This is a genomic window from Roseivirga seohaensis (assembly GCF_001592945.1).
Classification (GTDB): Bacteria; Bacteroidota; Bacteroidia; order Cytophagales; family Cyclobacteriaceae; genus Roseivirga; species Roseivirga seohaensis.
Genome location: NZ_LRPB01000045.1, coordinates 184,558 through 208,264 on the forward strand (window position 1 = coordinate 184,558; position 23,707 = coordinate 208,264).

A 23,707-nucleotide genomic window follows, 5' to 3' on the forward strand; every position below is an offset into this window, starting at 1 on the left:
TTTTTTGTTAATTCGCACTCAAATGGAATTAATCAAAAAGCATTTCCCCTTATTAACAGAGAAGCAAATTGCTCAATTTGCCCAATTAAAACCTTTATATACCGAATGGAATGAAAAGGTAAATGTGGTATCTAGAAAAGACATTGAAAACCTTTACGAGCGCCATGTATTGCATTCTTTAGGCATTGCTAAGGTTTTTAAGTTTCCTGAGAATACCGATATTCTAGATGTAGGAACGGGAGGTGGTTTTCCTGGAATTCCATTGGCAATAATGTTTCCTGAGTCTAATTTTCATTTGGTAGACTCCATAGGAAAAAAAATAGTAGTGGTGAAAAACATTAGCGAAGCACTAGGCCTTAAAAATGTAATTGCTGAACAAGTTCGTGCCGAAGCCATTAAGCATAGAAAGTATGACTTTGTGGTAAGTCGTGCGGTAGCCCAACTTAAAGAGTTTTATCCGTGGGTAAAACATAAGTTTAAACCCACTTCAGAAGTAGCTTATAAAAGTGGCTTGCTTTATTTAAAAGGTGGCGATTTAACTGCCGAAATCAAAGAGTCTAAACTGGTGAAAGTGCGTGTTCACAATCTCGAGAAATTCTTTGAACCAGAATTCTTCGAAACCAAAAAAGTGGTTTTCGTTCCTCGACAATAACTAGTTTGTTCTTCTTTCAAAATCATCCTCTTCACGAGGTTTTGCAGTATAAATTAATATACTGTATATACCTATTAATGTACCAACTGGGAAACTTATAATGCCGATAATTCCATAAACCAAAGCTGGCATCATTGCCCACCTACGCCCATTTACCAAACCAAAGCCAATTACGATTTTAGGAATAAGGAAAAGGATGGCGATTGCCCATAATATGGAATCTATAAAATCGAAAATCCATAGCGCTTCTGGAGACATAGGATCGTTATCCATAGCAGCCAAATTGAGTACAAAATCCATGAAGAAATCATAGAAAACTAAACCCAGTAACCCTAAAGCGCTGAAAGCAATAAAAAGTATACCTAAGATTTTCTTGTGCGAAGATTCGTTAAAGTTCATAGTTTCTAAATTTACTTCAATATAAAAAAAGCCCCGATAAATCGAGGCTCTTTCGTCAGCAGCATATACCGCTTATTCAAATCTTAAGGCTTCAATTGGGTCAAGCTTAGATGCTTTATTCGCTGGAATAACTCCTGAGGCCAAACCTACAAACACACAAACAATTAAGCCCACAATAATCCATAACCAAGGAATAACAAAGGCACCACCAAGGGCAGTGGCCAAAATATTCCCTATTCCAATCCCCATTAAAGCCCCAGCAATACCTCCCATCTGACAAATTACAATGGCTTCAATTAAAAACTGTTGACGGATTCTATTTGGAGTTGCTCCTAAGGCTTTTCTAATCCCAATTTCTCTAGTTCTTTCTGTTACAGACACCATCATAATATTCATTAAACCTACGGCCGCGCCTAAAAGCGTAACAGCTCCAACTACTAAACCGCCAATTCGTAAACCGTTGGTCATATCGTCTAAGGCCTCCGTAGCAGAATCTGACCTAACTACTTCGAAAGAACTTTCTTCACCCAATTTGTTTCCTCTGATTTTACGCATGTAGCCCGTGGCTTCGCCCATAGCGTAGTCTATTTGCTCTGGCTCATTAATCATTACGGTGATGTTGTAACGCATTCTACCGCTCCTGTCTAGCCTTTTAGCATTTAAAAGCGGGATGATGATATTTCTATCTTCTTCAGTATCACCTCCAAAGCCCCCTTTTTCTTCCAAAACACCAATAACACGATAATTATTACCGTAGAATTTCACTGTCTTATTTAAGGGATCTTCATTTTTATCGAAGAGTGCTTTAACTACTTCAGTACCCAGAATACAAACATAATTTCCGAATTCGATTTCTAATGCCGAGAAATTTCTACCTCGCTCAATCTTAACATCCTTAATCGAAAAGTAATTTTCATCTCCGCCAGTGATACTCGTATTTGGGTTGGTCTTTTTATCTTCATATTTGATTTCAGCCGAACCAGAGGCCCTAGTGTAAATTGTTACGGTTGATGGAAAATTGAAGTCTTCTTTGAAGCGAACCGCTTCATCGTATTTAATTGGTGTATAAGATTTCTCCCTAACCCCATTCATATTTCTTCTACCAGAAGTACGACTTTCCACATCGAAACTGTTTGCTCCTAAGCCCGACATACTGGCTTCTATTTCACTTTGAATACCGTCTACTGCGGTAAGCATTCCTACCAAAGAGGTAATACCAATAGCGATAATTAAACCTGTTAAAATAGTTCTTAGGGTATTCGATTTAATCGACTTTATTCCTTCCCTGACGTTTTCTCTGAAATTCATTGAGATAAAATGAGTTTTTGATCGTTACGAATTTAATCAACCATTGGTCACATATTGCCAACAAATTTATAAATTCAACGATCGTTCTGTTAAACGGTTCATAATCCAGTTCACAATGAGAAGACTTTCGATTTTATTGATTTTGGCAATGTTTAGCCTTTCCAGCTACGCCTCCAAAATTTTGATCCCAATGGATCTTTCACAATCAAATCACCTAAAAGCTTACGGCATTGCTTACTGGGTTCTCAGTAAAGACGCATCAATCGACTGGATGTTAAATTTTAGAGGCGGAAGTTTTTTATTACCCTCTTCTGCGGCAATAGAAAAGGAATTGGTAATTCGCGGAGTGAGCTACGAAGTGATATCTGACGCCACAGCTACGCAATACGAAAATCAGATTGCCTCTCCTTCATCTAACATGGACATGATGAAATTAGAGAAGGTGCCAAAAATTGCAGTGTACTCGCCTAAAACAAAAATGCCATGGGATGATGCCGTAACCTTGGCCTTGACCTATGCGGAAATTCCATACGATATTATTTATGATGATGAGTTAATGGCCGATGAACTTCCGAAATATGATTGGCTGCATTTACACCATGAAGATTTTACAGGCCAGTATGGTAAGTTTTATGCCACTTACTCTCCTTACAGTTGGTACCAACAGCAACAAAAAGACTATGAAGCTTCTGCCAGAAAACATGGTTTCGCAAAAGTATCGCAACTAAAATTGGCCATTGCTCAAAAGATAAGAACTTTTGTGGCAGGCGGAGGCTTTCTCTTTGCCATGTGTTCTGCCACCGATTCTTTCGATATTGCGCTAGCTGCCAATGGACTCGACTTTATTGAAGCCATGTATGATGGAGACCCTGCCAACCCAGCTGCCGAATCTCAGTTCGACTTCTCTCAAACTTTGGCTTTTGAAAATTTCAAACTAAAAAAAGATCCTCTCGAATACGAGTTCTCCGATATTGATAATACCGATGCAAGACGTTCAAGATCATTAAATGAAGGCAACGATTTCTTCAAACTTTTTGAATTTTCTGCAAAATGGGATCCGATTCCAACCATGTTGACCCAAAACCATACGCGTTTAATTAAGGGGTTTTATGGCCAAACCACAGCATTTAAAACCAGAGTAATCAAGCCCGATGTGGTAACCATGGGGCAAAACGATGCGGCTGAAGAAGCAAAATATGTTCATGGAGTTTTCGGAAATGGCTTCTGGACTTTTTATGGCGGCCACGACCCAGAGGATTATCAGCACAGAGTAGGCGAGGAACCAACCGATTTAAATCTCTATCCTAATTCTCCTGGTTACCGATTAATTCTGAACAACATTCTATTTCCGGCAGCTAAGAAAAAGAAAAGGAAGACTTAAATGAAGAAGTAAAAGGTGTATTCTCAATGCATTCTATCTCCTCTAACTTCAAGAGACTTTAAAATATTTGCTTCCTCGATTAAGAACTCTTTCCAGCGGGTAAGTACATATTCTTCTGGCATGTAAATTTTAGCCAAACTTATGAAGTTCTTATAATGACCTGCCTCTGAGACCATAAGTTCATAATAGAAGTTTTTAAGCTCCTGATCTTGAATGTTTTGAGAGAGAATCTTAAACCGTTCACAACTCCTTGCTTCGATTAGAGCATTCATCAATAGTCTTTCTACTAATTGCTGATCTCGGCTACCTCCTTTTTTAACTACTTTCTGAAGTTGAATGACATATTCATCTTTTCTAGCTTGACCAAATGACATTCCTCTTTTCTTAAGTTGCTCCAAAACCCTTTCAAAATGATTCCATTCTTCCGCCACAACAGGCGTTATCATTTCAACCATTTCTGTTTTTTCTGGGAACAAAACAATCAACGAAATGCACGATGAAGCTGCTTTCTGCTCACAATAGGCATGATCTACCAGAATATCCTCTATGTTCATCTGGGCAATATTTACCCAACGAGGATCAGTTGGTAATTGTAATCCTAAAAGGTGGTTGCTCAGTTCTTCATTCATTCTACAAAGTTAAGCCTACTACTCAAATATTAAAAAGTAGTAACTTTACGCCCTTAATTTTTATTGAACCTGCTAAATTGCAAAGCATTTTAAAATCAATTTGATTATTTCAATTTCCAAACATTGACATTATGAAGAAAACACTACTCATTTGCCTTACCCTCTTGGTGGCGTATACTGCTCAGTCGCAAACAACGGCTGACTCCGTAAAATGGGAAAGAAATGGCTCTTTAGGATTCACCTTCGCAAACGTTGGTTTATCTAATTGGGCTGGAGGAGGCGAAAGCTCGGTTTCGTTGGGTACAATTTTTAACGCATCGGCAATCAGAAAAGCCAATCAATCTACCTGGAAAAATCAAATTGACTTTGCTCTTGGTGGGGCCAAACTAGGCGACAAAGACTTTAGAAAAACAGATGATGCTATCATTCTATTAAGTCAATACAAAAGAAAAATTAACGAGAAATTTGGCTACAGCGTGTCTAGTATTTTGAGAACGCAACTACTTGAAGGTAATAATTATGTGGCTGATCCCTTAAATGCTGGAGAAGAAATTGCTGAGAAAATATCCAATTTTATGGCACCTGGCTACCTTTCTGTTAATTTAGGTATGGAATACAGCAGCGGTGACGTACTTACGGTTTCTTTTGCCCCTGCAGCGGGTAAATTCACTTTTGTAATGGACGATGAACTTTCAGCCGCAGGTGCTTATGGTGTTGACCCAGGCGATAAAGTTAGAGCTGAATTTGGTGCAAACATGCTTACTACATTAAACTTGAAGTTAATGGACAACATTACTTTCCAATCTAACCTTAACTTCTTTACAGCTTATGATAGCTTTGGTAATGTAGATACCAACTGGGAGACTTTATTGGTGATGAAAGTGAACAAATGGTTCAATGCTACCTTTGGTACACAGTTGATCTACGATGACGACATTTTAATCAAAGGTGAGGACGGAAATGTGTCTAGAGAAATTCAGTTTAAACACGTGTTAAACCTTGGCGTTAACTTTAAACTATTTAGCACAGGTAACTAAGGTTTAATAAACACAATTCAGAGAGTCATTCTGGAAGGCCTAATCAAATTAATTGATACCGCTTTCAGAATGACTTTTCTATTTTAAGGCTACTTAATGCGAAGATTTTTAATTGTAGAATGACCAACGAACGCCCATGTCTAACGTACGTTTTACGCCAGTATAATAAGGTGTTAAGAAATAACCATCGGCAGTAATGCCTTGATTAAAATGAGCTGACTTAACGAAGAAATGAAAATTCTCAACTTTGAAATTCAAGAATAAATCGGCCTTAACAAAAGCATCATTTTTAAAGTCGTTTTGAAGATAATATTGCTGAACAATAGGGTTATAAGCATTGGCATAATAGGCAGAACGGTAGTGCAAATCTATTCCAGTATGAACAATCATTTTTCCGTTAAAAACTACATTTTTATACGCCAATTGCCCATTCGCTAACATATCGGGAAGGCGATAAAGATCTGACGAACCTCCAGAAACTGTATTATAATAAAAACTACTCGACCATTTCCATTTTGGCGACAGATTGAAATCAAAATGGAACCCCGGAGCCAAAATTACGATATCGCTTCCCGCTTGATTTGGGCGCTTATCTTGACCATAATAGAGGTAATTAGCAATTCTATTGAATCTGATCAATGGCCTGAAACTCATGCCCTGAGTGTTAATTTTAATTTCACCATAGAGGTTTTCGGACTGCTCGTTTTTAAACCCGTTGATCCAATAGCCCTGCTGACCAGCATAAAGTTCAGAAAGGTAAGAGGGTTGGCTAGATACTTTAGAAACTCTAGCATCGAAGAAATTACTAGTAAAGTCTCCTTCAACAAAAAAGCCACCTCCAATCAAATATTCTCCAGAAGCTTTCAAGAAAATTTTTGGCGTAATTTTCTGCCTTAAAGTTCCTCCCAAATAACTTTCTAAATCAGCACCTTCTCCACCTAAAATTCTATTGTCATATTTCAAATAACGAGAGCGATAAAAAACTGTGTATGAAAAACTTTTGGTATAACCTTTAACTCCAAATTCATTAGAAAGCTCATTATAAGTAGTTCTGTCCATGATGGAATCTCTCACCAAATTACGCCCCACAGGTTTATAAACCAATGAGTCTGAACCGGCCAAATTATACACATCAGTATACCTTACTACCTGATTATAATAAGTACCAGAATGATACACCTGCAATACTGAATCTAAATTGTATTGCTGAAAAATATGTACTCCCCCACGCTTATCATAGCTTTCGGCATCATCGAGTAACACGTTGGCATCTTTATACTTAAAATAGGTAGCTTCTGCACCGTTCTCATCATTAGCAGGGTCGATGGCAGGGTCAAGAATTCCTCCCTGCTCATCTACGCTAAATTTCATTTGAGTTACATTAAACAAGGCCAAATAGCGAGGTAGTTTTTTGGGACGAATAAAGCCGAAGAAGTTATAATTGGTTCCTTTCGACTGAAAATCGCCAGTGCTTAAAAATGCCAACTGTTTTTCGGCCCTCACACTTTTATACTGAAAGCCCAAATTCAAATAAACACTGTCGTTTAGAGCGAAGACAATATCTGTTTGTCCTCTTCGGCCACCTCCATACACCACATTGATTTCTGTAAATGGAGATTTGGTATCGAAATACTTAATATCGTCAGGGCCAACATAAAACTCATCATAAGCATTATAGCCTGACCGCCTTCCAATAGTCATAGATGGTTCATAATACAAACCTCGGTAGGCTGTCCCCAAATTGCCCAAATTTTGACCAAGATTGCCATTTCTTTCAATATCAGTATAGCGATGAAGGTTATCAGGAATAGTATCTGGATAATTGAAAATGAGGTTATTGAATTTGAAATTCTTCTCGTAAGTGTAGCGAGTGGTCAAAGGACCGTATACACTCTCAACAGTATCTTTTAAAAGTCGATTTTCTCTCTGACTTTTCAGTGAATCTCTATTGACACTAAACGTGGTGTTACCTTGAGAAAAAGCCGCAGCACTTAACACCAAAAAACTTGAAATAAATAATACCCTCTTCAGCACGCCCAAAATTAACAATTCAATTGAGGTTTTTCTTTTGTTCTAGCACTTTAAACAAGCGACTGGTAAACTTCTCTTCTTCTTCCATTTCAAAGCGAATGGGAATATAAAAAGCTGTTGTCTTCTTAAAAAGTGGATGTTCGGCAAGTGTCAAAAGTCGTACCATGTCTTTCTCTGTCGTTACAATCTTTATCTCTTCTTTCTGTGTCTGTAAATAAGTCAGTAAACCGTCTAAGTCTTTTGCAGTAAAACCGTGATGATCTTGAAAAACAAATTCCTGTTTTATACTATAGCTTTTTTCAACCTCAGTTTTGAACATTTTATTGTCGGCAATAGCTGTTAGCAATAACACAGTGTTTCCTTTCATTAATTCACCTAACTGCTCCTTAAACACTGGCTTTGGTTCATCATAAATAATCCTACTAAAGAACACTGGCTTTTCTCCTAAATAGACTTTTACGTTCGCCTTAATTTCTCTTCTCTCCTGTTCATCAATGGTTTCTGGGCTTTTGGTGATAATAACACAATCTGCCCTTTTGGCTCCACTTCTACTTTCGCGTAATTCACCAGTCGGTAAAATATAATCTTCGTAAAAAGGGTGATTAAAATCGCTCAAAAGAATATTGAAATCTCTGGCCACTTTTCTATGCTGATAAGCATCGTCTAAAAGAAAAACCTCAATATCTTCCTTCTCCATAAGAGCCGAAGGAATGGCTATAACTCTTTCTGCACCAACGCACACTGAGATATTTGTTCCGAACTTTCTATAATATTGATAGGGCTCATCTCCCATTGTTTCGGCAGTATCGGTTTCGGAAGCCATTCTATAGCCTCTTGTTTTCCTTCCGTAGCCTCTACTCAAAGTGGCCAATCGATAATCCTTTTGTAGTAACCTGATTAAGTACTCCACCATGGGCGTTTTACCCGTTCCACCCATAGAAAGGTTACCAACTGAAATAATGGTACGATCAAATTCTACCTGAGGCTTCTTGCCTATATTGTAGAGGTGATTTCTGAAACTCATCAGCCCACCATAAAGGGCAGAAATGGGAAATAATATCCATCGTAAGAGTTTCATTCTATTCAGGTTTCTATCTTAGCATTCTAAAAGTTACAAAGATGGTAAAAATCAAGGAGATCATTGAAGAACTGGAAAAACTTGCACCTCCAGCATATCAAGAGTCTTACGACAATTCAGGCTTAATCACCGGAGATAAAAACTGGAATGTAAGTGGAATAATGGCGAGCTTGGACTGTATTGAAGCCGTTATTGACGATGCTATTAATAAGAAGTGCAATCTGATTGTCGCCCATCACCCGATCGTTTTCAAGGGCCTTAAAAAGCTCAATGGAAAAAATTATGTGGAGCGAACCATCATTAAAGCCATTAAAAACGATATTGCTATTTATGCCATTCACACCAATTTAGACAATGTGTATTTGGGCGTTAATCAAAAAATCGCCAATAAAATCGGACTAATCAATACGAGAATTTTAGCACCAAAAAAACAACTTTTAGAAAAGTTGGTGGTGTTCATTCCCAAAGAAGATACCAACAGGGTGCTTGATGCACTTTATGCTGCTGGAGCTGGAGAAATAGGGAATTATTCACACTGTAGTTTTAAAGTAAATGGAACCGGCAGCTTTAAGCCCAACGAAAAGGCCAATCCGGTAATTGGTGAAAGAGGTCAGCTAGAACATGTGGATGAAGATCGGGTAGAAATCATGTATCCGAGTTATTTAAGCAGTAAGGTTATTCGCACTTTAAAAGAAAATCATCCTTATGAAGAAGTAGCTTATTATATCAGTCAGTTAGAAAATGAAAACCAAGAAGTAGGTTCTGGAATGATTGGGCAACTGGAAAAGGAAATGACAAGCCATGAATTCCTAGCGCATTTGAAACAAACCATGGAACTGAATACCATTCGTTACACCGCTAAAAACACGGATTCAATCAAGACAGTAGCACTTTGCGGTGGAGCCGGCAGCTTCCTTTTATCTACTGCTATGGCTCAAAATGCCGATGCTTTTGTGACTGGAGATTTTAAGTATCACGAGTTCTTTGATGGGGAAGGAAAAACGCTAATTGCAGACATAGGGCATTATGAAAGCGAAAAGTTTACAAAAGAGCTTTTGCATTCATTATTGACAGAAAATTTTGCTAATATTGCAACCTATTTGACAGAGGTGAATACGAACCCCGTACTGTACTTCTAAAAAAACGTGAATGGAAAAGACTGTAGCACAAAAACTTGACGCCCTTACTAATCTTCAGAGAATTGATTCTGAATTGGATGAAATCAAAAAAGTAAGAGGTGCCCTACCTGATGAAGTAGCTGATTTAGAAGATGAGATCGCTGGATACCAGACAAGAATTGATAAATTCAAGTCTGAAGCTGGAGATCTTGAAACTAGTATTGCAGATTATAAAACCCAGATTAAAAACTCTGAGGCGCTAATCAAAAAATACAATGAGCAACAAATGAACGTGCGTAACAACCGTGAATATGATGCCATTACAAAAGAAATTGAGCTCCAAAATTTAGAGATTCAAATTTCTGAAAAGAGAATTAAAGAAGCCTTCGCAAAAATCGAAATCAAAAATGGTGAAATCGCCAAAACTGAAGAAGAATTAGCGGAGAGGGAAAAAGATTTGAATAGCAAAAAAAGCGAACTCGAAACTTTGACCAAAGAAAGTCACGATGACGAGCAGAAGCTAATGAACGCAAGAACAAAAGCTACTAAAGACATCGAAGAAAGACTTTTGGTTTCTTACAACAAACTTCGTGACAACGCAAGAAATGGTTTAGCAGTAGTACCTGTAGATAGAGGAGCTTGTGGTGGTTGTTTCAACGTTGTTCCTCCCCAAAGACAAGCCGATATTCGTGAGCGTAAGAAAATTATTGTTTGTGAGCACTGTGGAAGAATTTTAGCAGACGTTACGGACGAGATTGTTGTAGAAGAAGCTAAACCAAAAAGAAGCAGAAGAGCTGCAACTAAAGCTTAATTTGATATTAATGTATCTAAAAATAAAAAAATGGATAGGCGTTTTCGTCTATCCATTTTTCATTTTAACACAAACAATTAGCTTTGCCCAAAGTCAAACTCCCAACTTTGACTTGGCCTACCACACCACTTTGAATTTAAACTTCAAAGCATCAAAATCTATTCTATCCTCGTTAGAAAGCACAGAAATACCGATGGGCGAGCTATATGTTGCTAACCTGAACGATGTATTAGAACTTATTTTTAGTGAAGATGAAGAACGCTATGATATTCTGAAAAAGAATGAAAGTGAAAGATTAAAGCAACTTGAAAATACTTCAACCGAATCTCCATATATCGATTTCTTCAGAGCTGAAATTAAAATGCAATGGGCGTTTGTGAAACTTAAATTCGGCAACACGCTGAATGGCGTATGGGGGTTAAGAAATGCTTACAAAATTACGGAAGACAACATTGAAAACTACCCAGATTTCAAACTCAATTTTAAAACCATGGGCTTGCTCCAGGTTATTTTTGGAGCTGTTCCTGATAATCAACAATGGATATTAAATGTGTTGGGGCTTGAAGGTGACGTAGAAAATGGGTTAATGCATTTAAAGGAGCTCTCTAAGGAATCTACTCCTTTTACACTTGAAGCAACGCTCATTTCTTCCATGATTGAATCCTACCTTTTAGAGCAGCATGAAGAAGCTTTAAAGAACCTTAAAAACAATACTTCTGATCAGAAAACAATGGCTGAAGTGTATATTTCTTCTCTCATTTTGATGAAAGCACACAATGCAAATGCAGCTGCCCAACTACTTACAGAAGCCTTAGAAAACCAAGAGGCCAGAGCTCCCCTATTATTTGAATACTTACTGGCCGAAGCACTTTTTCAGGGTGGAATGTACAATCAAGCCAAAACACATTATTTAGCATATATCAATCAGTTTAAAGGTAGAAACCAGCTAAAGGACTCGAGAATGAAGGTGGCAATGTGTGAATATTTCTTAGGAAAAAACACTTCATTTAAACAATACTGGGAAGAAGCAAAGACCACGGAAGGCGCTACCTCAGAAGCTGATAAAAATGCCTCAGTTATTTTGGAAGCAGACGCGCTGCCTAATTTTAAACTACTCCAAATCAGATACGCTATTGATGGTGGTTATTATACATTGGCCAGTAAAGCCATTTCTAAACTGAACCTTGAGAAATTAACCATTATGGAGGTTCATGAAATCACCTATAGAAAAGCAAGATTAGCGCAACTAAAGTCGAATTACGCTGAAGCCATGGAGCTTTACGAGGAGGTAACTTTTAACGAAAATATACTCCCTGAGTCTTATTTCATACCCAATTCTTTCCTTCAAATGGGCTACATAAAATTGGAAGAAAAAGATAATGAGCAAGCAAAAGCATACTTCAAAAAGGTATTAGAATTTAAAAAGCATCCTTATAAAAACAGCTTAGATAGTAAAGCTAAAATAGCCTTGGCTACTATAGATGGCGCAAATGACTAATTTCATTATACCTATCTAACACAAAAGTTTTTCCGGTGTAGGTAATCTCGTAAAGGCCCAAATTATTGTGTAGAAAGTAATCCATTCCACTAATTGGGTAATTAAAAATAGTGGCCAGCATTAAACGCATAGCTCGGCCGTGCATGCAAATCAAAACGTTATTTTCGTTCTCTTTGGCCATAATATAAGATAGCCCTGCACGTAACCTCTTCGCCAAACCCTCAGGGCTCTCTCCGCCTTCAATCGACTTGTGCGTTTCACCCCTTTGCCAACTGTTTATCATTTCGAAGTAATAAGCGTGCTGCTGTTCGTTTACTTCTGCCCCTTCGTGAATACCCCAGCTAATCTCGTCTAACTCAGGTAGCGCTTCATAAGGTAAGCCTTGCTGAATAAAATTCTCCATAGACTGCGCGGTTCTTTTAAGCGAAGAAATGTAGAGCTTATCAAAAGGAATATGCTTGTATGCTTCATGAAATGCCTGAGCCTGAGCCCTTCCCATTTCATTTAGGTCAGAATCTACACCTCTGCCTTGCACAATACCCTGTTTGTTAAAATCCGTCTGTCCGTGGCGCGTAAGGTAGATTTTTTTGATCATCAATTTTGTTCTATTTTTGCCCAATTCAGGCACAAATCTAGAAACTAATTCAGAACCTTCATGTTTCATCCGGGAGTTAATATTTCAATGGTTAATCAGTTCAGCAAGAATACCATGGTTGAACATTTGGGTATAGAGATTACAGAAATAGGTGCTGACTTTATGCGCGCCAAAATGCCTGTTGACCATAGAACAAAACAACCTTTGGGGCTGTTACATGGCGGGGCGTCTATGGCATTGGCAGAAACACTTGGTAGTATTGCTGCGCACTCTGTAGTAGACCCTGAAAAGCAATATTGCGTAGGTTTAGAAATCAACGGAAATCATATTAAGTCTGTAAAAGAAGGCTGGGTTTATGCAGTGGCAAGACCACATCATGTTGGAAGAAAAACACAGGTTTGGGAAATTAAAATTACCAACAAAAATGATGACTTGGTCTGTATCAGTAGAATCACCATGGCAGTGATGGATAAAAAGTAAGAAATGAATCAAAAGCAATCTGCAATATCATCCCTTGATTTTACGGGATTTGAAAAGACTCATACGCTAAGATCAATATTTCAGGTAGCCGTAAATTTAGGGCTACCGTTGGCCGTTTGGCGAGCACCGCATCAAAAGGAAGTCAATCTAATGGTATCTTTTAGCAACGCCCAAGAAGTTGAAAGACCCAATTTAGAAACTTCCGAGAAAGGCTTTATCTTCTCTCCTTTCAACCCAAAAAGTAGTTCCACATTATTTATTAAAAGTGATTTCCACGTCTCTTTTGATTTCGATGAAGTCATTCAGCATGAAGACTTAACAAGCCAAGAAAACATGCTTCATGCAAAGTTCTTCATGCAACTAAAGGAACAACTCAAAAAGCCAGAGGAGAAACTAAACTACCATGTAAAAGATCAGGAGAAAAAAGGTGCTGACCTTGATTATAAAGATTTAGTGCAGCTTGGGGTTGATGCCATCAAGAATAACGAGTTCCAGAAAGTTGTACCCGCTAGGTCGAAAGCTATTTCTCTTAATGTAGATTTTGATTTAATCACCAAGTACCTTCAATTGTGCGATGCTTATGCAAACGCCTTCGTTTCAATTGTTTCTATGCCCGAAACAGGAACTTGGTTGGGCGCTACTCCGGAATTGCTTTTAGAGGTCAATCACTCGCAGTTTAAAACTGTAGCCTTGGCAGGAACGCAAAGAAGAGATATCGCTAAATCCATTTCTGACACTGCATGGACACAAAAAGAAATCGAGGAACAGGCGCTGGTAAGCCGATACATCATTAATTGCTTTAAGAAAATCAGACTTAGAGAATACGAGGAGAAAGGGCCAAAAACGATTATTGCAGGAAATTTACTTCACCTTAAAACAGAGTTTGAAGTAAACATGAAAGAAACGAATTTTCCTGAACTTGGCACCGTAATGTTAGAGTTATTGCACCCCACTTCCGCCATTGCCGGAATGCCTAAAGAAGCAGCTTTAAACTTTATTCAACAACACGAAGGCTTTGACCGATCGTTTTATTCAGGTTATTTAGGGCCAGTTCAAAATGAGCAAAAGACTTCTATTTTCGTTAACCTTCGGTGTATGCAATTACTCGAAAACAATGCAATTCTTTACGCTGGTGCTGGAGTAACAGAAGACTCTGTTGCTGAAAAGGAATTTGAAGAAACTGAAATGAAATTCAATACATTACTTAATATCTTGAATTCACAATCTTGATCCTTCAACACATCTACGATATCGCAAGTGTTTGTGCCTCGCACGGCATTCAATCTGCTATTATTTCACCAGGTTCAAGGTCGGCTGCGCTTACTTTGGCTTTTGTTCGTCACCCAGAAATTGAGACTAAAATCATTCCTGACGAACGTTCTGCGGCCTTTATTGCCATGGGAATGGCGCAGCAACAAGGTAAACCAGTGGCTCTAATCTGCACTTCAGGATCGGCTGCTTATAATTATGCACCCGCCATAGCCGAGGCTTTTTACCAAGAAATTCCATTACTCATACTTACTGCAGACCGCCCCCCAGAATGGACAAATCAGTATGATGGACAAACTATTCAGCAATCAAACATTTACGGAAAGCATGTTTTAGCAAGTTTCGACCTTCCGGTTGAGGTAAATCATGAAGATGCTAAATGGCATTGCAATAGAATTGTGAATGAAGCCATTAACGCAAGCATAGGTAGAAAAGGTCCTGTTCATATCAATGTACCAATTAGAGAACCGTTCTATCCTGATTCAAATGAACTTGTAAACTTTCCCAAAGTTAGAGTAATCAAGAATACTCCATTTCAAGAGAATATTCATCTCGCACAATGGATGAACCTTGGCAAAAAATGGCAAAATCATACAAGAAAAGCCATTGTGCTAGGGCAAATGGAATATTCTAAACCGTTGCACACTGCTCTGTATCGTTTTGCGGAAAAAGCTGGCATTCCAATTATAGCAGACGTAATCTCCAATCAACATGACTTACCTGGAGTAGTCTTCAACCAAGATTCTTTCTTGAATCCTCAGCTCAATACTAACAATAGAGAATTAGCTCCAACGCTACTAATTACGCTAGGCAAGTCTCTAATTTCTAAAAACTTAAAGCTGTACTTAAGAAACAACCCTCCTACGGAACACTGGCATATTTCTTCTTCAGAAAAATTAAACGACAGCCTGCAGCACCTAACAGAATTGATAAAAATTGATCCAGAAATTTTCTTTGGTGAATTTGTTCAGCATGTAGGTGGCAAAAGTAGCTTCAGCTACTTAAATCAATGGCAACAGGCAAACCAAATTGTTGAAACTGCTAAGGCTAGTTTCATGAAAATGAAGAAGTTTAGTGAATTTCAAGCTTTTAATACTGTGCTTGAAATGGTTCCTAACAAGGCAAAGTTGCACTTCGCAAATAGTATGGCAATTCGCTACGCAAACATTATTGGCGCGCCCAAAAATAAGCAGGTAGAGATTTTTGCAAATCGCGGAACTAGTGGAATAGATGGCAGTAATAGTACTGCTGTTGGAGCTGCCTTATCTCAAAAATTACCTGTCGTATTATTTACGGGCGATATGGCCTTTTTCTATGACCGCAACGCTTTCTGGCACAATTACAATCTCAAAAATGTACGTGTTATTGTTTTCAACAATCATGGAGGCGGAATTTTCAGAATGATTGACGGACCAAAACGCCAACCCGAATTAGAAGAATACTTCGAAACCAAACAAAAGCTAAATGCCGAAAATACAGCAAAAGATTTTGGCTTTGAATATCACGGTTGCTCGAACCTTAAAGATTTAAAAGAATACTTAGAAACCTTCTTCAACACTTCTAAAAATGCCAAAATTCTAGAAATACAAACTAATTCGGAGCGCAATACAGAGGTGTTTGCAGAATATAAGAGAGCTATAATAGAAGCGTTTAAGTCCTGATGTGCTATTTGTCAGTTGAGCGTGTATTGATATAGTCAATCGGCATTAAATCTCCCATTTTTTCAATCGCCCAATAGTCGGCAACAAGGTAATCAAGCGGGTTATAAACGTAGCCATTCTTCTCAAACTCAATAAATGTTTTTCCTTCCAGAAGATAAAACTGCGAACGCTGCTTATTACCACTCACTGGTACTTTTGATACGTTAATAACAGAGCCCATTTCTTCTGAAACCAACTCTTTAGTGTAAGTAACATAGAGTATGTGTTCAAACTCTAAACGTTTAGAGTTCTCTGTAGCCCCTGGCTTCACAAACTGATACAAATCCAGCTCATTTCTATCTAAATACCTTTTGCCCTCAATATCTCTTGCCATTTGAACCACGTAACCATCCTTCTTCAGGTTATTATTAAATAAACTACTAAAAAAATGGTCGACAGAGCCTAAATAGGCTATTTCTCTATTTTTTAACCATCGTGCTTTCGGCCTCTTATCTCCTCTTAATTCTTCGTATGATGGGTAACCCCAATAAGAAGAGTATTTCTCATTAAAATAGACATAGTAACCTTCCAATACATATTTAATTTTGTACCCAAGCGCCTTATTCTCAATAATAAGCGGTTCGCTGGCAAAGGCTTCAAAAATATTATTCTCTTCATCAAAGTAGAAATCAATTACTTCTTCATTAAGAATCTTACATTGTTCGGCAAAAGGAGAAGTACCTAAAAAGCCAATTTTGAAATCTTCCAAATTACGTCTCCATTTCTCATCTTTCTTCGCCATAACGGTTACACCACTCACCTGCCGAGTGTCCACATCTAGTTTCGCTGTAACCACAATGGTTTGAGGCTCAAAAAACTGAATAGATTGGGTGAAGGTTTTATAGCCAGCAAATTTGATAATTAAGTCATATGAGCCTGATTTTGGTACATTTAAAACAAAATCTCCTTGATGATTTGAGACCGTTCCAACGGTAGTATTGGCTAAAAAAACAGAGGCATACGGAAGCGTTTCTCCTGTCTGCTTATCCGCTACATTTCCCTTAATCACAAACTGTGAAGCGTTTTGGCCAAAAACTGAAAGTGTAACAATGAAAAGAAAGGCAAGTGTAAGGGTTTGAACTCTAATCATAATGAACTAAAATTGGCCTATGAGCGGCAGTTTGATATGGAATGGTACAAAAAGTTATTTTTCAAAATTGCTATTATCGCAAGAATCAAGCCACGACCAAGCCTATATTTCAGCAGCTAAGTTCATAAATGAATGGCGCACTGGCAAGCAAAGTTTTGCCCAAGAAACATCCGGTTCCACTGGAAAGCCTAAAACTATTCACATCTCAAGAGCACAAATGATTGCAAGTGCTCAAAGAACCGCCAAAACACTAAATCTCGAAAAAAACATTTCAGCATTACTATGCATCAACCCTGAATTTATTGGTGGTAAAATGATGCTGGTAAGGGCTATGGAGTTTGATTGGAATCTTACGTTGGTTTGCCCAAGTTCAAACCCCGAAGAATATTTGGAAGAAGACCAAAAGTTCTCTTTTGCTGCACTAGTTCCACTGCAGCTTGAACGCATGTTGACGACTGACAAAGGAAGAAAGCAACTTAACAACATTGAAAGCATTATTGTAGGTGGCGCACCAATAAGCGCTCAATTGGAAAAAGAAATACAATCACTCTCAACACAAGTTTTCAATACTTATGGTATGACGGAAACCGTTTCGCATATCGCCCTCAAGCCTATGAATGGTATGAACAAAAGTGATCTTTTTACAGTGTTGGATGGGATTTTGGTAGAAACAGATTACCGCAATTGCTTGCGAATAAAAGCGGACGTAACGCTTAACGAATGGATTCAAACCAATGATGTAGTGGAGCTCAAAGGAAGGCAGTTTAAATGGTTAGGAAGGGCTGATTTTGTAATTAATTCGGGGGGAATAAAAATACACCTTGACCAACTAGAAAACCAGCTTAGTCAGTTATTAGCTACTGAAGTAGTTCTTTTAAAGAAAACGCATCCGCAACTTGGTGAAACCTATGTAGCGGCAATTGTAAATAAAAATGATAGTACAATTGAAACGATTAAATCGGTCATAGAATCTTCCTTAACCAAATACTATAAACCTAATGAATTATTCTTGATTGACACTCTGCCTAGAACTGCCTCAGGAAAAATTGACAGAATAGCACTTTATGAAAAGCTCAATATCCAAAAGCATTAATTCAATCTTGGATGATGATCTTTCAACTTAATTACCTCTTGTTGAAGGTCTAAAACAATACTCTTCAATTGCTCAAAGTCCATGGTATCGTCAGAATAATCGGGTAAATCCATGCTCAAATACGCTTTTGCTTCCCAAATTTCAATAACATCACTTACAGGAATGTCGTAAGGCGAGTAAGCTTTATTATCCGACACCAAAAATAGCTTTCCATTTTCCAGAGTATAGTCGAAAACACGTTTGTACACCACTCCTTCTTCTTTAGAAAGAATAACATAGCAGCGTCCATTTTTAATATCCGTCACATCTTCCAAGTACTTACCAATCACAATCGTACCTGGTCTTAACGGAAGCATAGAGTCGCCTGTGATTTCAAAAGCACGGTAAGTACCCGACTTTGGTAAATTTGGTAACTGAAATTTTGGAAGTTCCTCCAAATACTCTGGATCGGCATAACCGTTCAGGTAACCAGCAGAAGCCTTTTGAGGAATTAGATCAATTAATTCCTCGTTATTTTTATCCACTGTAATAGAAAGCACTTTTGAAGACGGTTTTCTTGGTGCTGATAATTTCAAGATTTGCTCTTCACTCAGGCTAGAAAGATCTTTCGATATTAGAAAATCTACTGGCACCTTAAATACCTTTGACATATTCAGCAGGTTATTCAGCCTAGGGTCTGCCCTGCCTTCTTCATAAGCCCCAACTAGCGATCGCTTAATGTCGATTTTTTCTGCAAAATCACCCTGTGTCCAGTTTTTAAGTTTTCTAAGGTGCTTTATGTTTTCTGAAACTATGCTCATGTCAAAGATTTTGAAACCAAAAATACTAATTATTTTAGACACACATCAAAGTATTTTAGCATTGATAGTGCTGAATTTTTTGGCACATTATTGGCTTAAAACCAAAAGTCAAAACAACCAACAACATGTCAAAATACTTTTTAATACCTGCATTACTTCTCTTTTTCCCTGTATTCTCTAAAGGTCAATCTACTTTCGGTTTAAGCCTCAATGGCTTTGCCCCTATGGGCGACCTAAAAAAAGACTCCCCTGAAATCTGGGGTGGCGGTTTCAGTTCAGATATCGCTTTTCAAATCAACGGTTCTCCTATTCATTTGGGCGGTATGCTCGGGGTAACTCGTTATGGTTCCGAAGTTCGTGATGGATGGCATGGTGATGATTTAGGTGATGTCAGAATCAGAAGAAATAATGAAATGGCCTATATGCTCGGACTCATCAGGATTAAGCCACCGGTTTCAGAAGGCTTTCAACCCTATGCCGACTTCTTTGGAGGCTTTAGCTACATTGCCACTACGGCTCATTTCAGAGATGGTCCATTGCAAGAACAATGGGATGTAGTTAGAGACATTGATGACTTTGCCATGAACTACGGCTTGGGTGGAGGATTAGAAGTTTTTATTAACGAGTTTCTAAGCTTAGACTTTAACATAAAAGCCATTAAATCTTCTACTGCAGAGTACCTAACCCCACAAAGCGTGAGTTACAACAAAACCGATGAAGTGTATGATTTGACCGTGAAAAAATCACGATTCGATCACCTGAATTTTGGATTAGGTATTAAGCTTCTGATAAGTGAATGGTAATTGAAATTCTAACCATTCATACAGCATTGTTTGCGTTCTTACGAATTGAATTTCTGTTTTTAAGTTCTTGGTTTAAATTGTTAAAATTTCATTTTCAATCAAATCAACAACTTAATGAGTATTCAGCATTTAAAGCTATTTAGACCTTCAAAAATCAGATCGATTTTGGGCCTAACATTCATGCTACTCTCTGCTTTGGTTTATGGCCAAAAAGTAGACATGGATCTTTTCAAAGACATGAAAGCCAGGAGCATCGGGCCAGCCGCCATGAGTGGTAGAATCACGGCCATTGATGTAGTGGAAAGTAATCCTGAGATCATCTATGCAGGAGCTGCATCAGGTGGTTTATGGCGTTCAACTGGTGGTGGCCTTAACTGGGAGCCTCTTTTTGACGATGAAGCCGTGCTTGGAATTGGTGCCATTTCCATTTACCAGAAAAATCCAGATATTATTTGGGTTGGAACTGGTGAAGGAAACCCGCGTAACTCTGTGAGCGGTGGATATGGTGTTTACCGTTCTATCGATGGTGGTGAAACTTGGGATTTGATGGGGCTTGAAAAAACCCGAAATATCCACAGAATTTACATTCACCCAGATAATCCTAATATTGTTTATGTTGGCGCAATCGGTTCTCCTTGGGGCGAACACGAAGAAAGAGGCCTTTTCAGAACCAAAGATGGAGGAAAAACTTGGGAGAAAATACTTTATACCAACAGCCTTACTGGTGTAGCCGATATGGTGGCTGACCCTTCTAACCCAAACAAGATATTCGTTGCCATGTGGGAACACAAAAGATGGCCTTGGTTCTTCAAATCTGGCGGCCCAGGTTCAGGACTTTATGTGACTAACGATGGTGGAGACACTTTCAAAAATCTTACTGGAGAAAAAGGATTACCAAAAGGCGATTATGGTAGAATTGGTTTGGCGATTTCACGCAGCAGACCAGATTATGTTTATGCCATGATCGAATCAAAAGCCAATGGTCTTTACCGTTCTACTGATGGAGGCAATACTTGGGAACTAAGAGCAGCCTCTGCAACTACTCAAAACATTGGAGATCGTCCATTCTATTATGCTGACATCTTTGTAGATACCAAAAACGAAAACAGAATATATAGCCTTTTCTCTAGGGTTTCCAGGTCTGAAGATGGCGGAAAGTCTTGGGAAGAAATCATTCCTTACTCTGGAGTTCACCCAGACCACCACGCTTGGTGGATTCATCCAGAGGATCCTTCTTACATGATTGACGGTAATGATGGAGGTTTGAACATTACACGTGACATGGCTAAAACATGGAGATTCACAGAAAAACTTCCTGTGGGTCAGTTCTACCATGTAAATGTAGATAACGAAATGCCTTACAATGTGTATGGCGGAATGCAAGACAACGGTTCGTGGGTTGGGCCTGCTTATGTATTTAACTATGCAGGAATCAGAAACCACGATTGGCAAGAATTAAGCTTTGGTGACGGTTTTGACGTAGCACCAATTCCTGGTGACTCAAGGTATGGTTACACCATGTCGCAGCAAGGAAGTGTTTCGCGTTACGATAAACTAAGTGGATATACAAAGGGTATTCAGCCAACAGCACCTGATACTGCTACAAGCCTTCGCTTCAACTGGAACTCACCAGTAGCCGTTGATCCACACAATTCAAACGCTGTATATTTTGGGTCTCAGTTTGTTCATTATAGCACAAACAGAGGAGATGACTGGACAATCATTTCTCCAGATCTTTCGACTAATGACCCTGAAAAACAAAAGCAAAACGAAAGTGGTGGTTTAACGCTAGACGCAACTGGTGCTGAAAATCACACTACTATTATTGCCATTGCTCCTAGCCCACTCGACAAAAACGTAATTTGGGCTGGTACTGATGACGGAAATGTGCAGGTAACCAAAGACAAAGGAAAAACTTGGACTAACGTAGCGGCTAAACTTCCTGGTTTACCTGCAGGTAGTTGGATTCCTCAAATAAAAGCATCACACCATAATGCGGGTGAAGCTTTTGTAATTGCTAACGATTACAGAAGAAATAACTTTACTGCTTATGCATATCACACTACAGACTATGGTCAAACTTGGACTAGAATTGTAGATGATAGCGATGTATTTGGGTATACACTTTCCATTCTTCAAGATGAAAGAGAGCCTAATTTGATTTTCTTAGGTACTGAAAATGGTTTGTACGTAAGTTTCGATAAAGCTCAAAACTGGAACAAATGGAACCACGGTTATCCAAACGCTTCAACTATGGACTTGGCTTGGCAAGAAAGAGAGGATGATTTAGTAATCGGTACTTTCGGTAGAGCGTTCTATATTCTTGACGACTTGAGACCTTTGAGAGAGTTTGCTGCGAAAGGAGTTGAAACGGTGAAAAATTCTGACATCGTAATGTTTGATGTAGCTGATGCATATCAAATGACTTACCGTCAGCCTCCAGGCATGCGCTTCCCTGCTGATGGTGGCCCATTTGAAGGTGAAAACAAATACTTAAGCTCTGCTAACGTGAAGTTCTGGGTAAGAGATGACGCCAAAAAAGAAGAGGCTGTAGAAGACAAATCATCACGTAGAAAGCGTAATAGCAAAGAAGCTGAAACAACAGAAACTCCTGAAAAGAAGCTACCTACTAAAGTGAAAATGATTGTTCTAAATGCTAGTGGCGATACCGTTAGAACTAGAACTTCAAATATTAAGAAAGGAGAAATCAATACCATATCTTGGAATTTAGATAGAAGAAACCCTTACCCAGTTGAATTCTCTGGTGGTGGAAACCGTTTCGGTGGCGGAACTCAGAACCGTGAGCAATCTGCTGGATCGGCCCTGCCAGGTACTTACAAAATAGTGTTAGAATTTGGTGATCAACAGGTTTCTAAAATGGTAAAAGTACACCTCGATCCAAGAATGGAAATCAGCATGTCTGAGCTACAAGCCAATAAAGCCTTTGAAGATCAAGTACTGAAAATGTCTCAGTCTTTTGCTGAAATCACAAACAAGGTTAGATCTGCGAACGAAATCATTGAGAAAGTAGAAGCGCAAATGAAAAACGTTGATGCTGACAGAGTGAAGGATTTGAAAAAGGCTGTTGAAGAAGTAAAAGAGAGTTTCTTACCCGTTAGAAAACTTACTATTGGTGTACCTGGAGAAAGAGGACAAGCCGTAGTAAGAGAGCGTTTTACAACTGCAAATAACTATATTCAGGAAGCCAGAAGATACAACAACTCTCGTATGGGAGCACCTGGTGAAACAGAAAGAAATGCGGTAAGAAAAGCAGAGCAAATGATAAAGCTAACAGAAGAGAAAACGAATGAGTTTTTCAATACTACATGGCCTAAATTTAAAGCAGCTTACGATAAAGCCGATTTGAGTTTCTTCAAGGATTTTGAGTAAATATTAGTTTAACTTATTAGCAAAAAGGCCATTCAACATTTTTGAGTGGCCTTTTTCTTTTGGTTCGAATTACTTTGTTTGGGTTACACTAAATTGAAAATTTTCATTTTCATCTAAGCTAATCACATATTGGTATGTCGCCCCTATTTCCGCACCAATCCATTGAACTAGGGCATTATTTGGCTTAATCACAGCTGACTGAGAATCGTATTTAAATGTAATGGAATCGGCTATATAAGTATTCTTAAATGGGAATGTGCCTGAAGACTCTAGGCTACCAATCGATCCATAGTTTTGAATGGCTCCACCTAAATAAATGGTTAGCTCATCTAAAGGTAGCGTTGCCTCATTCTTTACCATCAAATAAACTAAAGCATCTTCATCTGAATTCTCACAGGAACAAAAAAACAAGGGAATCAAGATGACTGCAACAATTAACTTTTTCATATTTCAATAGGTAAGCACTCATATAGACACAACCAAGTATATGTGAGTTGTAAAACCCGACATAGACAATTTTAACAGATTTTATTTGAGCTTCAAGA

The 23,707-nt window shown here is 38.4% G+C and carries 21 protein-coding genes; 12 read left to right on the plus strand and 9 right to left on the minus strand.

What is annotated here, in order from left to right:
• Positions 1-22: 22 nt before the first annotated feature.
• Entirely contained in the window at positions 23-652 is a 630-nt protein-coding gene (rsmG, locus tag AWW67_RS12590; protein ID WP_053222692.1) for a 16S rRNA (guanine(527)-N(7))-methyltransferase RsmG, read from the plus strand.
• Here the strand turns inward: rsmG and AWW67_RS12595 are convergent, their stop codons facing one another.
• Both AWW67_RS12595 and AWW67_RS12600 read right to left on the minus strand, forming a co-directional pair.
• The gene (locus tag AWW67_RS12595; RefSeq protein WP_062302167.1) at positions 653-1,051 is read right to left on the minus strand and encodes a hypothetical protein; all 399 of its coding nucleotides are present in this window, start codon (positions 1,049-1,051) and stop codon (positions 653-655) included.
• A 72-nt stretch (positions 1,052-1,123) separates the two neighbouring features.
• A complete protein-coding gene (locus tag AWW67_RS12600) occupies positions 1,124-2,359 on the minus strand; it encodes an ABC transporter permease (RefSeq protein ID WP_053222694.1) in 1,236 nt (411 codons plus the stop codon).
• 115 nt (positions 2,360-2,474) lie between these two features.
• On the opposite strand from AWW67_RS12600, the gene AWW67_RS12605 reads away from it, so the two are divergent.
• Positions 2,475-3,740 carry a hypothetical protein gene (locus AWW67_RS12605; RefSeq protein ID WP_062302169.1) on the plus strand — a complete coding sequence of 422 codons (1,266 nt, stop codon included), beginning with the start codon at positions 2,475-2,477 and terminating at the stop codon, positions 3,738-3,740.
• Between the two features lie 23 nt (positions 3,741-3,763).
• Here AWW67_RS12605 and AWW67_RS12610 read toward each other — a convergent pair whose 3' ends face one another.
• Positions 3,764-4,369: a MiaE family protein gene (locus tag AWW67_RS12610; protein ID WP_062302171.1), complete on the minus strand. Its 606-nt coding sequence runs from the start codon at positions 4,367-4,369 to the stop codon at positions 3,764-3,766.
• A 131-nt stretch (positions 4,370-4,500) separates the two neighbouring features.
• On the opposite strand from AWW67_RS12610, the gene AWW67_RS12615 reads away from it, so the two are divergent.
• Entirely contained in the window at positions 4,501-5,406 is a 906-nt protein-coding gene (locus tag AWW67_RS12615) for a DUF3078 domain-containing protein (RefSeq protein WP_053222697.1), read from the plus strand.
• Between the two features lie 108 nt (positions 5,407-5,514).
• On the opposite strand, the gene AWW67_RS12620 is transcribed toward AWW67_RS12615, so the two are convergent.
• Both AWW67_RS12620 and lpxK read right to left on the minus strand, forming a co-directional pair.
• Positions 5,515-7,440 (minus strand): putative porin, encoded by a 1,926-nt coding sequence (locus AWW67_RS12620; RefSeq protein WP_260311450.1) that lies wholly within the window; start codon positions 7,438-7,440, stop codon positions 5,515-5,517.
• A gap of 16 nt (positions 7,441-7,456) precedes the next feature.
• The gene (gene lpxK, locus AWW67_RS12625) at positions 7,457-8,515 is read right to left on the minus strand and encodes a tetraacyldisaccharide 4'-kinase (protein ID WP_062302174.1); all 1,059 of its coding nucleotides are present in this window, start codon (positions 8,513-8,515) and stop codon (positions 7,457-7,459) included.
• A gap of 41 nt (positions 8,516-8,556) precedes the next feature.
• On the opposite strand from lpxK, the gene AWW67_RS12630 reads away from it, so the two are divergent.
• From AWW67_RS12630 to AWW67_RS12640, 3 genes are read left to right on the plus strand one after another with little or no spacing between them, the layout of a single operon-like run.
• Positions 8,557-9,654 carry a Nif3-like dinuclear metal center hexameric protein gene (locus AWW67_RS12630; RefSeq protein WP_062302175.1) on the plus strand — a complete coding sequence of 366 codons (1,098 nt, stop codon included), beginning with the start codon at positions 8,557-8,559 and terminating at the stop codon, positions 9,652-9,654.
• A 10-nt stretch (positions 9,655-9,664) separates the two neighbouring features.
• Positions 9,665-10,444 carry a zinc ribbon domain-containing protein gene (locus AWW67_RS12635; protein ID WP_053222701.1) on the plus strand — a complete coding sequence of 260 codons (780 nt, stop codon included), beginning with the start codon at positions 9,665-9,667 and terminating at the stop codon, positions 10,442-10,444.
• A 10-nt stretch (positions 10,445-10,454) separates the two neighbouring features.
• Entirely contained in the window at positions 10,455-11,942 is a 1,488-nt protein-coding gene (locus AWW67_RS12640) for a tetratricopeptide repeat protein (RefSeq protein ID WP_062302177.1), read from the plus strand.
• Here AWW67_RS12640 and AWW67_RS12645 read toward each other — a convergent pair.
• Complete coding sequence (locus AWW67_RS12645; protein WP_062302178.1) at positions 11,920-12,537, minus strand: histidine phosphatase family protein; 618 nt, start codon at positions 12,535-12,537, stop codon at positions 11,920-11,922. The two genes, AWW67_RS12640 and AWW67_RS12645, sit on opposite strands and share 23 nt — an antisense overlap.
• A 60-nt stretch (positions 12,538-12,597) precedes the next feature.
• Between AWW67_RS12645 and AWW67_RS12650 the strand changes: the two genes are divergently transcribed.
• The 3 genes from AWW67_RS12650 to menD are packed head-to-tail and all read left to right on the plus strand — an operon-like array spanning position 12,598 to position 15,947.
• Positions 12,598-13,017: a hotdog fold thioesterase gene (locus AWW67_RS12650; RefSeq protein WP_062302180.1), complete on the plus strand. Its 420-nt coding sequence runs from the start codon at positions 12,598-12,600 to the stop codon at positions 13,015-13,017.
• Between the two features lie 3 nt (positions 13,018-13,020).
• Positions 13,021-14,247, plus strand: a complete 1,227-nt coding sequence (locus tag AWW67_RS12655; RefSeq protein ID WP_071387128.1) for a chorismate-binding protein — start codon at positions 13,021-13,023, stop codon at positions 14,245-14,247.
• A complete protein-coding gene (gene menD, locus AWW67_RS12660; protein ID WP_062302183.1) occupies positions 14,244-15,947 on the plus strand; it encodes a 2-succinyl-5-enolpyruvyl-6-hydroxy-3-cyclohexene-1-carboxylic-acid synthase in 1,704 nt (567 codons plus the stop codon). The genes AWW67_RS12655 and menD overlap by 4 nt, the downstream gene beginning before the upstream one ends.
• Positions 15,948-15,951: 4 nt before the next feature.
• Here the strand turns inward: menD and AWW67_RS12665 are convergent, their stop codons facing one another.
• Complete coding sequence (locus AWW67_RS12665) at positions 15,952-17,076, minus strand: carboxypeptidase-like regulatory domain-containing protein (RefSeq protein ID WP_062302184.1); 1,125 nt, start codon at positions 17,074-17,076, stop codon at positions 15,952-15,954.
• Between the two features lie 19 nt (positions 17,077-17,095).
• On the opposite strand from AWW67_RS12665, the gene AWW67_RS12670 reads away from it, so the two are divergent.
• A complete protein-coding gene (locus AWW67_RS12670) occupies positions 17,096-18,169 on the plus strand; it encodes an AMP-binding protein (protein ID WP_062302186.1) in 1,074 nt (357 codons plus the stop codon).
• On the opposite strand, the gene AWW67_RS12675 is transcribed toward AWW67_RS12670, so the two are convergent.
• Positions 18,166-18,969 carry an XRE family transcriptional regulator gene (locus tag AWW67_RS12675; protein ID WP_062302224.1) on the minus strand — a complete coding sequence of 268 codons (804 nt, stop codon included), beginning with the start codon at positions 18,967-18,969 and terminating at the stop codon, positions 18,166-18,168. The genes AWW67_RS12670 and AWW67_RS12675 overlap by 4 nt on opposite strands.
• A 125-nt stretch (positions 18,970-19,094) precedes the next feature.
• Here AWW67_RS12675 and AWW67_RS12680 point away from each other — a divergent pair, with 125 nt between their 5' ends.
• Both AWW67_RS12680 and AWW67_RS12685 read left to right on the plus strand, forming a co-directional pair.
• Positions 19,095-19,772: a hypothetical protein gene (locus tag AWW67_RS12680; protein ID WP_062302187.1), complete on the plus strand. Its 678-nt coding sequence runs from the start codon at positions 19,095-19,097 to the stop codon at positions 19,770-19,772.
• A 114-nt stretch (positions 19,773-19,886) separates the two neighbouring features.
• On the plus strand, positions 19,887-23,162 hold the full coding sequence (locus tag AWW67_RS12685) for a WD40/YVTN/BNR-like repeat-containing protein (RefSeq protein ID WP_260311447.1): 3,276 nt from the start codon (positions 19,887-19,889) through the stop codon (positions 23,160-23,162).
• 69 nt (positions 23,163-23,231) lie between these two features.
• Here AWW67_RS12685 and AWW67_RS12690 read toward each other — a convergent pair whose 3' ends face one another.
• Entirely contained in the window at positions 23,232-23,609 is a 378-nt protein-coding gene (locus AWW67_RS12690; protein WP_062302189.1) for a hypothetical protein, read from the minus strand.
• Positions 23,610-23,707: the final 98 nt, after the last annotated feature.